Below are 15,066 nucleotides of genomic sequence, written 5' to 3'. Positions count from 1 at the left end.
AACGACAAGATGGAGGAAACTAACTATGGATAAAATATTAAATGAAATAGCCAATTTGATAAGCAGTGAGGAAAAAAGAGTTACTATTGGGATTTCGGGTCATGGTGCATCTGGAAAGACAACATTTGCCCATAATCTTTTAAAGCTTCTGGGTCATGAGAAAGTGAATTATATGAATACTGATCCCTATATTATCGGCTCTCATCTTAGAAAGTACACTGTAATCGATTATGATTATAACAATGAACGTCATCGTAATAAAATGACAGCTTGTCATCCTTCTGCTCATAATATATCTGCTCTAGAGAGAGACATCCGAATGATGCGAGATGGTTTAGATTTTTATACAATAGACACCAATTATTTAAAGAGTGCAATGATAGCTTCACAAAACAGAGTGAATATTGTAGAGGGCATGAGCGTTGCTTTTGCAGACCCGAATTTGTTTGATCTGAAGGTGTACTTATATACGGATGGAGATACTGAATTGATGAGAAGGAGTATACGTGATGTCTCTGAAAGAGGAACAGACATCAAATATTTAAGAAAATCTCATGAAGACCGTAGAATTCAATATGAGTTATTTATGCATCCTTTTCATCGAAACTTTGATATCATTATAAAAAATTCCAATGAAGGTTATAATCTTGAAAATGAATTTAGGAGGGAATTATGATGAATCTTGCAAATAAAGTAACAATCGCCAGAATATTATTAATCCCCATCTTTATAGTGCTTTTCACAAAATATCCTGATTGGCCAGAGGGGATTTATTATGCAGCTATTGTTTTTTTACTCGCTTCAGCAACAGATAAACTAGATGGTTATATTGCTAGGAAGTATAATCAGGTTACGAACCTTGGAAAGCTACTTGATCCATTAGCGGATAAGTTGCTCATTTCTGCTGCGTTGATTCTACTGGTAAGTCAGCAGATGTTATACGCATGGGTTGCTTTAGTTATTGTAGCGAGGGAAGTGATCATTACAGGGATTAGACTTGTCGCAGTCTCTCAAAAAATAGTGTTGCAAGCTGATCGATACGGAAAAGTTAAAATGGTATCGCAAGTTGTAGCAATTACTGCAGTTATGTTCACAAACCATCCATTCACCCTTTTTACGAATATACCTATCGATCAAATCCTAATCTATATTTCACTAGTCATAACTATCTATTCAGGATTTAACTACATAAGAAATAACTATCGTTTTTTAAAATTAGAAGCATGAGCTCGATAAAAAGGTTGCTGAATAACAAATAAATAAAGGCGAATTCTCACTCCATTTCGAGTAAGAATTCGCCTTTATTTTATGTATATCCTCGTGCTTTTTACTTAATAACGTCAATATATTTATGAGATTTACTGCAAATAAACCCATAACCCTTGCATGTGTATGCCAAGTCTAAGCTCAAATCCGAACTATTGACACAAAAGTGTATTACACGTATAGTACATAAATAAGATGTATGAACCACTTAGTACACACACTTAGTATATGGAGTTGGTTGTATGACAGAAGAACAAAAATCAGGTGTCAGCTTTAATATTCGAGAACCGGTATATATTCAAGTTGTCCGTTACTTTAAAGAACAGATTGCTACAGGGCAAATCGGAGCAGGAGACAAGATTCCTTCACGTCGTGAACTGGCATCAGTAATGAAGATTAATGCGAACACGGCACAGAAGGCATATAAGGAAATGGAGGAACAGGGTTTGATCGTAACAGAAGGAAATTCCCCAAGTCGAATTACACAGGATCAGCAAATACTAAGCTCGATTCGTGCTGAATTAATCGAAAGTGCAGTGGATATATTCATCGGTTCCATTCGGAATATTCAAATTCCAGTTGAAGAACTGGTAGACATCATAAAGACAAAATATACATCAGAGCGATCTCCAGAGGGTGGTGACACAAGATGATCCAAGTGAATCAGATGGTGAAGAATTACGGATTCAAGAAGGTACTAAATGGCGTTAGCTTCACTGCTGCCAAGGGAGAGATCACCTGCCTGATCGGAATCAATGGTGCCGGAAAGTCAACGGTGCTGAAGTCCATCATGGGACTGACACCGTACAAAGGTGAAGTCTTAATCGATAATGCATCACTAATACCTTCGATGTATGAGAAAATGACTTTTATTCCAGATTCGTTAACGATGCCCTCCAATATGCGAATTGCTGATTGCTTCAGCTTTATGGCTGACTTTTATCGGAATTGGAACGCTGAACGTGCAGAGGAATTGCTTAAGTTCTTTCAACTGAGCTCTAAAGATCGCGTGTCTTCATTGTCGAAGGGGATGGCTGCGAAGTTAAATTTGTTGCTCGGACTTGCCTTGGATTGTGATTACATCCTAATGGACGAACCGTTCTCGGGGATTGATATGTTCAGCCGCGAGCAAATTACTGATGTGTTCACGAGTGAATTGATCGAGGATCGTGGTGTGATTATTACAACTCATGAAATTAACGATATTGAGCATTTAATTGATAAAGTGGTCTTGCTACAGCATGGGAAGGTAGAACGTGAATTCTACTGTGAAGAAGTTCGCGAGCAGGAAGGTAAGTCCATTACGGACGTAATGAGAGAGGTGTACATGAAATGAGAGCTTTTGTGAAGCTATTGAATTTTGAAATGAACCGATTTGCCAAAATATATTTTGGACTCCTGGTGCTGACAGTCGCCTTGCAACTTGTAGCAGTCACCCTCGGTGCTAATCATTGGCTGGATTCTGCGAATGAGGCAATGAGAGTGAATCAATGGACCCTTGAGCAATATCACAATGTGACTGGATATATTCAGCTAAACAGTATGATGTATGCTCGCTATAATGGACTTCTATATTTCGGACCCATATTTTTGAGCATCACAGTGTTGCTAATATATAGCTGCTTCATCTGGTACCGTGACTGGAGAGGTAAAAATACGGTAGTATATCGCCTGCTCACGTTGCCATCCAATCGGGCGAATTTGTATTTTGCCAAGCTGGTTACGATCTTGCTATTCGCATTTGGACTTGTCGCCCTGCAAATTATCCTTGTTCCACTGGAGCGTTTGATAGCACAGTCGATTCTTCCTGCTGAATTATATCGGAACATCTCGGTATTTGATTTTTTGAAGTATCCTACTGTGCTTAAAGTTCTGGTTCCGCCCTACTTTTCTGAGTTTGTACTATACTATGGACTGGGCATTATTGGCTTGATCGTCTTGTTCACAGTGATTCTAATCGAGCGGAGCTACAGACTGAAAGGGATTGGCTTTATCGTACTATATTTAGCGGTTCTGGCTGGACTAGCCTCAATACCATTTCTTATGGGTTATAGCAGTTACGATAGCTACTTCTATCCAGGTGAAATCATAGGCGCTTGTCTCGGATTAATAGTGATCATTGTTGGAGGTTCGCTTTGGTACAGCTTGTATCTATTGCGTAAGAAAATATCGGTATAATTGAAGGGGTATGGAGGTTAAGGGATGAGAAAATATATGGTTACCGCCGTCCTTGTAGTGTTCGCGGTTGTTACAATCGGGACGTATTATGTACAAGCTTCACAAGAGACACCACCTAATTATAAGCTGACGACGGTTCAAGGGGATGCTTCCCTCGTTGAAGGTATAGCTGTATACGGAAACTACATGATTAAGGATAGTACTTTTGGCATCAAACGAGCTTATATCACGACAAATGGTACAGATTATCCAGATGAAAAGTCTGCGATTAGCCAAAGTTTAAATCGAAGACCAATGAAAACGCAATTGGATCAGTGGATTGAAGAGCATCGTCAGTTCATGCGCGGTAAGACAAACACATCTGGTTTCTATGAGAATGAGGAAATGCTTGCTTATGTTAAGGCGACAGTAGATACGAAGCGATCAAATGATTCATCAGCGAAGAGAAATGCAAAGCTTAGTATTTCTGTACTCAACAAGCAGAAGAACAATACGCTTGAAATCACATCCGATATCAATGTAGATCATGATATTTCAGATATGTATGTACAAAATGTACAGCTTATTGATCAGCAGCTTGTTGCTATGGTGTTTATGAATCACAGTGCCAAAGGTTATGTATCTGAACCGCAGATCCTCCGTGTCAATCTAACCACAAAAGAGATTAAGAATGAGCCGCTCGCGTTACCAGGCGGTAAATCTGTAGCGGCAGACGGGGATACTCAACATGCATGGCTAGCCAATCAAAATCTGGAGCACACTGAGCAATGGATTTTAAGGATTAGTAGAGATAATCATAGAAAGGCATATCAAGTGGATGTCAAGACAGCGCAAATCTCGCCGCTCACGTTCCAAGGGCATGAAATGTTATTGAATAATATTATGAATGCCTATGGACAGAAAATTTATTTCCTGCAAAAAGCTGTATCGAGTAAGGAAAATATAGGATTCACTGTTATTTCTTACGATCTCGTGAGTAAAGAATATGAGACTACTCTGAAGAATACAAATATAGATTTAAGTGAAAACATTACCTATGCTTTTAAACAAGACCATCTCTATATTATGGGGTATAAGAATTTCAAAGGTAATCGTCTATATGTATTCAATTTGACAAGCGGTAACCTTGAGTACGAAGGAAAAGTAATATCAACAGAAACCGCCAAGCGGGCTGAAGATGAAGCTAACATGGATTTGAATTTTATCGATCTCGGTCAGTTCTAGAATTATTTTTAGAATAGAAAATTAGATATAAAGAGACATAAAGAGATATAAAAAGGTGACAAAGGCCGGGCTAATGACTTTTAATAGTCGATTAGCTCGGCCTTTTTAGTCGTGAAATATAAAACAGTCATTAAACACTATTTTTCGATTAAAATATATTGTAAAACGATAAACTATATGTTAGATTCAATTTTGAAAATAACTTTGTGAGGTGTGTTTTATGAAACTTGGATCAACGCTTTTTTTAAGGATAGCTGTTGTTCTTATTGGACTTCCAGTTCTTGCCTTGTGTATAATTTTTGTGCCTGCGATTTCGAATTATGCAGCAGAATTATACCCTGATCAAACCTATATTAAATATCTCTTGTACATTGATTTGTATGCATCGGCGATACCTTTTTACTTTGCATTGTATCAAGCGATCAAATTGTTAGGGTATATTGACAACAACAACGCTTTCTCAGAATTATCTGTAAAGGTATTAAAAAATATCAGGAACTGTGCAATTGCAATCAGTGGAATTTATGTAGTGGGATTGCCACTTTTCTATCTCGTCGCGGAGAGAGATGATGCCCCAGGGTTCATTGTCATTGGGGTGGTTGTGATTTTTGCTTCCATGGTGATTGCAGTGTTTGCTGCGGTGCTCCAAAAGCTTTTGAAGGAAGCTATTGATATAAAATCAGAAAATGACTTAACGGTCTGAGGAGAAAACAATGGCGATTATTATTAATATTGACGTGATGCTGGCTAAAAGAAAAATGAGCGTGACCGAGCTTTCGGAGCGGGTTGGAATAACAATGGCTAACCTGTCTATATTGAAAAATGGAAAGGCGAAAGCGGTTCGATTATCAACATTAGAGGCGATCTGCAAAGCTTTAGATTGTCAGCCTGGCGATATTTTAGAATACAAAAGTGACGAGGAGACTTAAGAAATAAATGAATAGTAGAGGCAGGGCTCTTTTCTCAATCTTTATGAGAAGGGGGCCTTTTTGATGTGCAATAATTGGAGGTGAAAAATAATAAGGGGATATATTAATGATAAAAAATAATTGTAATACAATCAAAATATATTGAATAACGATAAATTATGTGATAAATTGAATCCAGATTATTAACTTTGTGAGGTGCAGTTTATGAAACGAGAAACACTCTTTTTAAAGATAGTTGTAATTCTTATTGGACTTCCGGTTCTTGCTTTGTGTATTTTTTGGTTACCTACGATACCTAACAAGGCAGCTGGAGATTATCCGGTGTATTTGGTTTATCCCGTTCTTATAGGGGTGTATGTAACAGTGATAGCCTATTTCGTAGCTTTATATCAGGCGTTAAGACTTCTAAGCTAAATTGACAAGAACAAAGCGTTCTCAGAACTATCCATTAAGGCTTTAAAAAATATAATTTACTGTGCAATCATCATCAGTATCTTATATGCGGCAGGTATGCCACTTATTTACGAAATGGCACAGGAAGCCGATGCACCAGGTCTAATCGTACTTGGACTTGTCATGACTTGTGCTCCAATTGTGATTGCGGTCTTTGCTGCTGTTCTTCAAAAGCTCTTGAAAAATGCCATAGAAATAAAATCAGAAAATGACTTAACAGTCTGAGGTGAAAATAATGGCGATTATAGTGAATATTGACGTGATGTTAGCTAAAAGAAAAATGAGCGTTACAGAGCTTACAGAAAGGGTTGGAATAACAATGGCCAATCTTTCTATATTGAAAAATGGAAAAGCAAAAGCGATTCGACTATCAACATTTGATGCGATTTGTAAAGCTTTAGAATGTCAGCCTGGAGATATTTTAGAATACCTAATGGACGAGGATGCTTAAATCGTAATGAGTAATCGACTCCGCAGATTGAAAAGAACAGCATTGCCTGGAAAGGAGAGATCATCATTGAAATCAACAACGCAGTTTCTGCATTTTGGCTATCATCAGGCGATGAGTTGCATATTTCCTATTGCGATCTTTGGGACTTTAGCTCTCTCTAACGTAATAGATCTGCCTTACATTTACCGATATGATGCCATTCTTATTATATTGCTTACCGTTCAATACCTTATGTACCGTACTGGATTAGAGACGCTAGATGAAATTAAAGTCATCTGTGTATTTCACATTATTGGTTTGCTGCTGGAAATTTATAAGATAAGAATGGGGTCATGGTCATACCCTGAACCCGGGCTAACCAAGGTGTTTGGAGTGCCACTGTATAGCGGGTTTATGTACGCGAGCGTCGCGAGCTATATGTGTCAAATTTGGCGTAGACTGAAAATGGATATGACGGGCTGGCCGGGACTTGCTGCTGCTGGATTGCTCGGAGCAGCTATCTATCTGAACTTTTTCACGCATCACTTCATTCCTGATTTTCGCTGGTGGCTAAAGGGGCTTGTACTCATTGTTTTTTGGAAAACTTGGATCATTTATCGGGTACGAAACACTACTTATCGGATGCCCTTGACACTGGCTTTTTTCTTAGTTGGTTTTTTTATCTGGTTAGCTGAGAATATCGCTACATTCTTTAATGCTTGGAAATATCCTGATCAGAATCAGGTATGGCATGTGGTTAGTGTCAGTAAGATCAGTTCATGGTTCCTTCTGGTCATTATTAGTGTCATTATAGTTGCTCAGCTTAAACATGTTAAAGCTAACCGTAACGCAAAAGAGTAGAGTATTGTCTTCAAAGGAAATAGTAGTACATGGAGTAAGAACAAATTAGTGATGAGGGGGAGATGAGATGGAATACACAGATTTAAAAGAATTGCAGGATGTGTTTTTCTTTGGTCTAATAGAGCCAGAGGTAAATCAACTAAGGTTATCTTTTTGTAAAAGCAAAGCTAGTGATATAGCTGAGCCTCTTATGGATGGTGAGAAAAGCTCTCCCATAATACAAGTTGATTTTCACTCCTATATTGCATATTCGATTAGAAATGAATTCTTTACCTCTTGGGATGATTACGAGGAATTTGACGGAAGAACATTTAGGGTTTATAAGAAATCAAGGTATCTTGATTTTATTTCTAATGGAATATTTGCATCAAAGGATTTTCCAAAACCATATAAGCACTATGGGATCTGTTGTATTGACCATGTCGTTGATATTATTTCAACATTGGAACCAGTTGTAAGGGAAATTATATAGATCTGAATTTCTTTCCAGAGGATAGAAGAAAGCAGCTGATTGCACATGCTTGTCTTTTTTAACGATTAGAGTTATTATGGATTTTCAAAGTCGTTAATGGAGGTGCTGAATGAAATATTCCCAAGCAACAGACTATGCGCTTCATGCAATGCTTTATCTGGTGACGGCGGCGTCCGATAAGACTGTAGGCGTTCAATTACTTGCTGAGAAGCTGGGTGTTTCGCAAACCTATCTGTCCAAAATGATGACCAAGCTAGTCAAGGCTGGATTGATTCAATCTGCACCCGGAGCAAACGGTGGGTATCGTCTCAGACGGAAGTCCGAAGAGATCTCTTTTCTGGATATTATCCATGCGATCGAAGGGACTGCATCTTTGTTCGAATGTAGCTTGGATCACGGTAGCGAGTGCCTGATTCAACAGGTTGTTATTGACGCTGAAAGACAGATGGAGCAGTACTTGGAGAACAAGAAAATTGCAGATTTGGCGAAAACAATGAAGACGGAGTAAAGATCCGTTCTTTTTTGAATATAATTAAAGATAATATAAGTCCGTAATAACTTTAATATAAAGGAGAATGAAATATGACGGAATTCTGGGAATCAAGCTTTTTAGAAAAACAAACGATGTGGGGATTTGAACCTACAGACTCTGCGATCGCCACTAAGGACTTTTTCCTTGAGAGGAATGTTAAAGACATATTGGTACCAGGGATTGGATATGGCAGAAATGCAAAGGTTTTTATAGAGAGTGGGATAAATGTAACGGGTATTGAGATTTCTCAAACAGCAATTGATTTGGCGAGGCAAAATGGAATTGATATTAGCATTTTTCATGGTTCAGTGAATGACATGCCTTATGATAATAACCTCTATGAGGGAATATTTTGCCATGGTCTTATTCATTTGTTGAATAAAAGTGAAAGAGAAAAGTTCATTAAGGATTGCTACAACCAGTTAAAGCCAGGTGGTTATATGATTTTTACAACAGTTTCGAAAAAAGCTCCTATGTTTGGAAAAGGTACTCTATTGGATAAAAATTACTACGAGACAGATTATGGCGTAAAAATATTTTTTTATGATGCTGAATCCATTACACAAGAGTTTGAAACCTATGGACTAGTTGAGTTCTCTGAAATTGACGAGCCGCACAAGGACATGATTAATAAACCGTCGATAAACTTTTTAATGGTAAAATGTAAGAAAGAACTATAGAAAGATTTCGACATATCGAAGATAATATATTACAAAAGAAGGCAGGTGTTATGTTGATGAGCAATATTATTGATTATTACTCTAGCTTTGATGAGTGGGGCAGGCTGGATAGAGAACCCTTAGAGTTCATTATTAATCTCCATTATATCAAGAAATATATGCCATCAGCTGGGAAGGTGCTGGATAATGGCGCAGGACCCGGTAAATACGCGATGGAACTGGCTAAGCTCGGATATGCAGTAACCCTTTCAGATATCACACCTAAATTAGTTGAAGTTGCAACGGAAAAGGCAGCTGAACTAGAATTAACTGAGCAATTTGACGGGTTTCATAACTTAAATGCTATTTATTTAGAAGGTATACCTAATGAGAATTATGATGTTTCATTGATGCTCGGTCCTTTGTATCATTTGCAGAAGGAAGAGGAACGAATTTTAGCAGTAAAAGAGTTGCATCGCGTGACCAAGCAAGATGGCTTAGTATTCGTGGCTTTTCAAAGTCGAATGAGAATGACCATTAATTCGTTACAATCCCCGCAGCAATGGAAACCGAACGATAATATGAACACTATCAATGAATTCTATGAGAGCGGAATCTTTAATCATAGTGACAAGGGCCGATTTACAGGTGCTTATTATTTTAACATTGATGAGATTCAGCCTTTCATGGAAAGGAATGGATTTGAGTCGATAGATTTAATTGGTTCATCAAGTATTGCAGCCATGTTATCTGCAGAGCAGCAACAGTATTGGACTCACCAAGAGGGGGAAGAGAGCTTGATTAACTTTCTCATATCTAAAGCAAATGATCCCTCAATCTTGGGCATCTCATCACATTTGTTATACATCGGTAAAAGAAAATAAAAAAGAGCGCCAGTTTCTTAACTGGCGCTCTTAATTTTATAAATGACAGACTACTTTACAAATGTAGTGTGTAACGATTCGCTTTGCTCAATCTCTGAATCACTTTGATTTCTTCCGCAGACAATGAGTCTGCCTTAGCAGCCGCTACATTGTTCTTCAATTGCTCCATGTTACTCGCTCCAGGGATAATAACTGCCACAGACGGATCTCCTAACGGATAATGAAGTGCCATTTGTGCTAAGGGGCGAGAGTGGCTCGTTTCCTGGATAAGCTGATCATGCAACTTCAGAAGCTCCTCACTACTGTAATCTAAGTACTTCTTCTCTGCCTTGCTGCGGCCATTCTCCGAAAGGATGCCACCCGCCAAAGGACCCCGGGCAATTAGACTGATCCCATGCTCGGCCAGCAGAGGGAGAATGTCTTCCTCAGGACGTCGATCTAAAATACTGTATTGGCTCATTACACTGATTATGTTTGATTTTTTCACATATTCTCTAATGACATTAGGTCGAATAGAAGAGATCCCATAATATCGGATTAGCCCCTCTTGCTTAAGTTCTTCAAAGGCTTCAATAGTTTCATCTATCGGATCATCGATTGTTCCGCCATGCAGCTGATACAGATCGATATAATCCGTTTGGAGGCGTCTTAGGCTGTCTTTGACTGCGGATTTAATATAGGATTTTGATGGATCCCAGCTCCAGCCTTCTTGACCTGGAATTCTGCGGTTACCCACTTTTGTACTCAATATCACCTCACCGCGGCGGTGGCGAATCGCCTTACCAATGATCTCTTCATTACGACCCTCATCATACAGATCGGCTGTATCTAAAAAGTTAATGCCTTGATCGAGCGCTTCATGGACGATGGAAATGGCTTTAGCCTCATCCGTACCTAAGGACATGCATCCGAGTCCTACTTCACTTACATATAAATCGGACTGACCCAAACGATTTTTATTCATAGGTTGTTCCTTTCTAATTCCGTTGTTTGTTATATTATAACGCCTTAAAGCATCGAATTCGAATGTAAATGAATGATTTCCTTTGACATTATAACCTAGAAGCATTATCGTCATAGCATATGTTATTTACTAGATGATGATGGATAGGGAGAGACTTGAACATATGGAACAAGCAATGTTTGCAGGTGGTTGCTTTTGGTGCATGGTTACACCGTTCGAGGAGTTACCAGGTATCCAAGGGATTGTATCGGGATATGCTGGAGGATTAACTGAGAACCCAACTTACGAAGAAGTCAAAACAGGAACAACAGGACATTACGAGGTGGTACAAATTACGTTTGATCCATCGCTTTTTTCATACGAGAAGCTGCTTGAATTATATTGGCCTCAGATTGATCCCACGGATGATGGTGGACAATTTCAGGATAGAGGAACACAATACCGGACAGCCATCTTTTACTATAACGAAGAACAACGTTTAGCAGCCCTTGCCTCGAAGGAGCAGGTTGCTGTGAGTGGCAGATTCTCAGGACCCGTTGTGACGGAAATCCTTCCATCGCCAACCTTTTATCGAGCGGAAGAATATCATCAGGACTATCATCACAAGAATCCCAAGCATTATAAAGAGGATCGTGAGCAATCCGGACGGGATACCTTTATCGCTAAACACTGGTAATTGCAGAAACGGAATTTCTAAAGTAAAAGAGCATCCTAAGTCGTTCATGGCTTACAGATGCTCTTTTTGCATCATATACAAATTTTATATATTTTAAATTCTACATACTTTCTACACATTTATAGACTAAACTACTCTAAATCAAGCGAGAAATTTAAAATGGAGGGTTTAGGATGAAAAAAATCATACCCGTAGTTGCTGTAACCTTGCTACTGAGTGCAGTGTTAGCTGGCTGTCAATCGGGCAAAAATGCCCCATCTGGATCAGATAAGCAAGCTTCTATTTCGTCAGTGGATCAACCATGGATCGCAACAAAAAACACAACTCGTATAAACACTTCTGACCCTATTGAGGCAGCAGTTATCGTTTCACAAACCCTATGGACTGCACAGACGAAGAACAACAGACCTTCAAGTGTAGTATTAACGGATGTAAGCAATTGGCAGATTGCCGCGGTTAGTGCGGATTTGATCCATCATCCGAATAATGGCCCTATTCTTTTTACAACTAAAGAGGGTGTCCCTGAGGCAACGTTAGCAGAGCTTAAGCGATTGAATCCTTTAGGCGCAGAAGGTAATAATGGTGTACAAGTAGTGCTCGTCGGACCCATGGCTTCCAATGTCGAAGAACAATTAAAGACACTGGATCTGAAAGTAGACCGAATTGAAGGGGACGAGCCGGCAGCTATAGCACAAGCCATTGATACTTATTATGCAAAAGCTTCCGGTGAACTTCCAAAGGCAGTCATTGTAGGTTCTATGGATAGTCCTGAGTACACACTGCCTGCAGTGAATTGGATCGCCCATATGCCAGAGCCGCTTCTCTATGTAACAAAAGATGAAATTCCAGACCCTACGGTTAATGCTTTGAAAGAGCGTGGAGGTTCGGCTACGATTTATATCTTAGGACCTGAAAAAGTTGTATCTACAGCAGTAGAAAAGCAATTACAGGAATTCGGCACAGTAACCCGTATAGCTGGAAAAGACATTTATGAGAATGCCATTGCTTTTGCTACTTTTAAGGACGCCAGCAACGGTTTCGGCTGGGGCATAACGACACCTGGACATAACTTGTCTTTGTTGACTACCGATTCAACGATGCTGGCGATCGCCGCTGCACCTTTTTCGCATTTAGGGAAACATGCACCGCTTATCTTTACGGAAAAAGACGGGTTGCCAGATTCCGTGATGGAATATATGATGACCCTTCAACCTAAATTTCAAGATTCACCAGCAGAAGGCCCCTATAATCATGCTTGGTTAACTGGGGACATCAACGCAATAAAAGAAAGTGCCCAAGGCGAAATCGATGATATGCTGGAAATCTCACCGGCTGCAGGAGGCAATCCACATTCCGGTCACTAGGCTACGAAGAGGGTGAACAACTTGAATAAGCTTCAGGTACTGATCGTTGACGATGAATGGAACATGCGGAATTTAATTCGGATTTATTTAACAAGAGAAGGAATAACGACTAGAGAAGCGTCAACGGGGCATGAGGCACTCACTTTGCTGAAACAACAGAACTTTGATCTAATCCTGCTGGATGTGATGATGCCAGATATGGATGGCTGGCAGGTCTGTAAAGCCGTTAGAGAGGTAAGCTCTGTCCCCGTTCTAATGCTAACAGCTCGATCGGAAACTAAGGACAAGGTTCGTGGTCTCGGCATAGGCGCGGATGACTATCTCACCAAACCGTTCGAGCCAGAGGAATTAGTCGCAAGAATTTACTCTTTGGTACGGCGTTCAATGCTTACATCGACCCAACAACCTCTGAAAAAGGTTCTAAGCTACCCTGAGCTAGCGATTTACCCGGATGCTCGTGAGGTACATATTCTGGATACAGCAGTTGAGTTTACACTCAAGGAATTTGATCTGCTAACGGCCTTGGCACAAAATGCGCACCGTGTCTTTACGAGAGAAGAACTAGTGGAGCGTTTATGGGGCAATGATTATGAGGGTGAGAACCGTGTCATCGACACACATATTAAGAATATTCGCGAGAAATTACATAAGGCGGGTCTGTCTTATAATCCTGTTCAAACGGTATGGGGATTAGGCTATAAATTTGAGATCCCAGGTAATCATCTATGAAGAATAATATTATCGGACTGAAGCTCGGGTCAGTTATTATGTCTGTTTTTTTAGTTGTTTTGTTTATTCTTGGGATAACGATAGACCGAATGTTTACCAGTTTTTATTACAACGAGATGCAAAAAGAAACTGAGGAGCTAACCTCGCATTTTATCGGAATGGCTGAATCACCGGATAGTTCAAACGAGCAGATGATGAGTACTTTTGCAGAGTTTTCGGACGTGAGTATATTTAATATTTCAAAAGACGGTAGTGTCATTCTCCATTCGGGTGTTCATGACCGCGCAGATCGTTCATTCATAAATGCTTCGGATATTAGTCGGATATTTGCCGGAAAAAGTGTGAATTTTGAGTATACAGATCCTACTGGACACAGATATTTCATCACTGGAAAACCAATTTCAAAGGGTCAAACCATACAGTCTGCACTATATGTAATGTCCTCTACAGAGAACATGAAGCAATCCTTGGCTTCTATCCGTAATCTACTGTTGCTCGCAGGAATTGGGGCCTTTATATTGGCACTAGGGATCACTGGAATAATTAGTTTGTTGTTATCCAGGCCGCTGATCAAGATGCAGAAGGCGACTAGAAAAATTGCTGCCGGTGAATTGGAAACGAGACTTTCCATACGTAGTAACGATGAAATCGGTTTTTTGGCAGGAGCTATTAACGACCTTGCTATAGATCTGCAAAGATACAGGGATACACGTCAGGAATTTTTAGCCAACATCTCTCATGAACTGCGGACACCCATCACCTATTTGAAAGGGTATACCAAAGTTGTAAAGGATGGACTTTATGAGACCGAAGGGGAACGAGATCTGTATTTAGATATTATCCATGAGGAAGCGCATCGGCTTGAGCATCTGGTAGAAGATTTATTTGAACTGGCGAAGATGGAAGAAGGCAAGATCTCACTTACGCTGGACTGGATAGATGTTAAGCACATGGCAGAACAAGCGGTACGCAGAGTGGAATTGAAAGCCAAAGAAAAGGGACTTCAGCTGAAGATTATGTATCATGGAGTTTCGTATAGGGTTCGTGGAGATGAAAAGCGTATGGAACAGATTATGATGAACCTTCTGGAGAATGCGATCCGTTATACGGATGAAGGTGAGATTACTGTCCATGTAGATGAGGATATCGACGGGGATTCCATTGTATTTATTGTAGAGGATACCGGAATAGGTATTCCTGAGGAAGAACTACCCTATGTCTTTGAACGCTTCTACAGAGTTGAGAAATCACGATCCAGGCAATATGGTGGTACAGGTCTTGGACTATCAATTGTTAATAAGCTTGTAGAATTACACGGCGGTAAGATTCGAATTACAAGTCAGCCTGGAGTTGGAACCCGATGCGAGGTACGGCTGCCTAGATTAACAAAATCCGAAAAGTAAGAGCCAAAAGAGACTTTGCGTATGTACGCGAAGTCTCTTTTT

The 15,066-nt window shown here is 39.7% G+C and carries 19 protein-coding genes and 1 pseudogene; 19 read left to right on the top strand and 1 reads right to left on the bottom strand.

Annotated elements, in window-relative coordinates; genetic code table 11:
• The first annotated feature begins 25 nt into the window (after window positions 1-25).
• The 15 genes and pseudogenes from MKX35_RS20540 (at window position 26) to MKX35_RS20470 (ending at window position 9,888) form a co-directional block, all read left to right on the top strand.
• Window positions 26-676 (top strand): uridine kinase family protein, encoded by a 651-nt coding sequence (locus MKX35_RS20540; RefSeq protein WP_076298947.1) that lies wholly within the window; start codon window positions 26-28, stop codon window positions 674-676.
• Complete coding sequence (pgsA, locus tag MKX35_RS20535) at window positions 676-1,227, top strand: CDP-diacylglycerol--glycerol-3-phosphate 3-phosphatidyltransferase (RefSeq protein ID WP_076298948.1); 552 nt, start codon at window positions 676-678, stop codon at window positions 1,225-1,227. Before MKX35_RS20540 ends, pgsA begins: the two co-directional genes overlap by 1 nt.
• Before the next feature lie 281 nt (window positions 1,228-1,508).
• Window positions 1,509-1,919 carry a GntR family transcriptional regulator gene (locus MKX35_RS20530; protein ID WP_042187923.1) on the top strand — a complete coding sequence of 137 codons (411 nt, stop codon included), beginning with the start codon at window positions 1,509-1,511 and terminating at the stop codon, window positions 1,917-1,919.
• Window positions 1,916-2,602 (top strand): ATP-binding cassette domain-containing protein, encoded by a 687-nt coding sequence (locus MKX35_RS20525; protein WP_076285825.1) that lies wholly within the window; start codon window positions 1,916-1,918, stop codon window positions 2,600-2,602. Before MKX35_RS20530 ends, MKX35_RS20525 begins: the two co-directional genes overlap by 4 nt.
• Window positions 2,599-3,444: a hypothetical protein gene (locus MKX35_RS20520; RefSeq protein WP_076285824.1), complete on the top strand. Its 846-nt coding sequence runs from the start codon at window positions 2,599-2,601 to the stop codon at window positions 3,442-3,444. The genes MKX35_RS20525 and MKX35_RS20520 overlap by 4 nt, the downstream gene beginning before the upstream one ends.
• Before the next feature lie 24 nt (window positions 3,445-3,468).
• The gene (locus tag MKX35_RS20515; protein ID WP_076285823.1) at window positions 3,469-4,668 is read left to right on the top strand and encodes a hypothetical protein; all 1,200 of its coding nucleotides are present in this window, start codon (window positions 3,469-3,471) and stop codon (window positions 4,666-4,668) included.
• A 220-nt stretch (window positions 4,669-4,888) separates the two neighbouring features.
• Complete coding sequence (locus MKX35_RS20510) at window positions 4,889-5,371, top strand: DUF2975 domain-containing protein (protein ID WP_076298949.1); 483 nt, start codon at window positions 4,889-4,891, stop codon at window positions 5,369-5,371.
• Window positions 5,372-5,381: 10 nt separating this feature from the next.
• Window positions 5,382-5,597, top strand: a complete 216-nt coding sequence (locus MKX35_RS20505) for a helix-turn-helix domain-containing protein (protein ID WP_042127458.1) — start codon at window positions 5,382-5,384, stop codon at window positions 5,595-5,597.
• A 204-nt stretch (window positions 5,598-5,801) separates the two neighbouring features.
• A pseudogene (locus MKX35_RS20500) lies at window positions 5,802-6,275 on the top strand (DUF2975 domain-containing protein).
• A gap of 10 nt (window positions 6,276-6,285) precedes the next feature.
• A complete protein-coding gene (locus MKX35_RS20495; RefSeq protein ID WP_042187934.1) occupies window positions 6,286-6,501 on the top strand; it encodes a helix-turn-helix domain-containing protein in 216 nt (71 codons plus the stop codon).
• A gap of 66 nt (window positions 6,502-6,567) precedes the next feature.
• On the top strand, window positions 6,568-7,341 hold the full coding sequence (locus MKX35_RS20490) for a DUF817 domain-containing protein (RefSeq protein ID WP_256716259.1): 774 nt from the start codon (window positions 6,568-6,570) through the stop codon (window positions 7,339-7,341).
• A 67-nt stretch (window positions 7,342-7,408) separates the two neighbouring features.
• Window positions 7,409-7,813, top strand: a complete 405-nt coding sequence (locus MKX35_RS20485) for a hypothetical protein (RefSeq protein ID WP_076298951.1) — start codon at window positions 7,409-7,411, stop codon at window positions 7,811-7,813.
• A 109-nt stretch (window positions 7,814-7,922) separates the two neighbouring features.
• Window positions 7,923-8,321, top strand: coding sequence for an RrF2 family transcriptional regulator (locus tag MKX35_RS20480; RefSeq protein ID WP_076298952.1), 399 nt, complete (start codon window positions 7,923-7,925; stop codon window positions 8,319-8,321).
• 74 nt (window positions 8,322-8,395) lie between these two features.
• Entirely contained in the window at window positions 8,396-9,025 is a 630-nt protein-coding gene (locus tag MKX35_RS20475; protein ID WP_076298953.1) for a class I SAM-dependent methyltransferase, read from the top strand.
• 56 nt (window positions 9,026-9,081) lie between these two features.
• Complete coding sequence (locus MKX35_RS20470) at window positions 9,082-9,888, top strand: class I SAM-dependent methyltransferase (RefSeq protein WP_076299063.1); 807 nt, start codon at window positions 9,082-9,084, stop codon at window positions 9,886-9,888.
• A 55-nt stretch (window positions 9,889-9,943) separates the two neighbouring features.
• Here the strand turns inward: MKX35_RS20470 and MKX35_RS20465 are convergent, their stop codons facing one another.
• Window positions 9,944-10,852, bottom strand: coding sequence for an aldo/keto reductase (locus tag MKX35_RS20465; RefSeq protein ID WP_076298954.1), 909 nt, complete (start codon window positions 10,850-10,852; stop codon window positions 9,944-9,946).
• Window positions 10,853-11,015: 163 nt separating this feature from the next.
• On the opposite strand from MKX35_RS20465, the gene msrA reads away from it, so the two are divergent.
• The 4 genes from msrA (at window position 11,016) to MKX35_RS20445 (ending at window position 15,024) form a co-directional block, all read left to right on the top strand.
• Window positions 11,016-11,528, top strand: a complete 513-nt coding sequence (msrA, locus tag MKX35_RS20460; protein ID WP_076298955.1) for a peptide-methionine (S)-S-oxide reductase MsrA — start codon at window positions 11,016-11,018, stop codon at window positions 11,526-11,528.
• A gap of 173 nt (window positions 11,529-11,701) precedes the next feature.
• The gene (locus tag MKX35_RS20455) at window positions 11,702-12,892 is read left to right on the top strand and encodes an ArsR family transcriptional regulator (RefSeq protein ID WP_076298956.1); all 1,191 of its coding nucleotides are present in this window, start codon (window positions 11,702-11,704) and stop codon (window positions 12,890-12,892) included.
• A gap of 21 nt (window positions 12,893-12,913) precedes the next feature.
• Window positions 12,914-13,621 carry a response regulator transcription factor gene (locus MKX35_RS20450; protein WP_179086671.1) on the top strand — a complete coding sequence of 236 codons (708 nt, stop codon included), beginning with the start codon at window positions 12,914-12,916 and terminating at the stop codon, window positions 13,619-13,621.
• Complete coding sequence (locus tag MKX35_RS20445; protein WP_076285813.1) at window positions 13,618-15,024, top strand: sensor histidine kinase; 1,407 nt, start codon at window positions 13,618-13,620, stop codon at window positions 15,022-15,024. The genes MKX35_RS20450 and MKX35_RS20445 overlap by 4 nt, the downstream gene beginning before the upstream one ends.
• Window positions 15,025-15,066 lie beyond the last annotated feature (42 nt).

It is taken from the genome of Paenibacillus sp. FSL R5-0923, assembly GCF_038009145.1.
GTDB lineage: Bacteria > Bacillota > Bacilli > Paenibacillales > Paenibacillaceae > Paenibacillus_AQ.
This window is presented reverse-complemented; position numbering and strand designations above follow the sequence as displayed.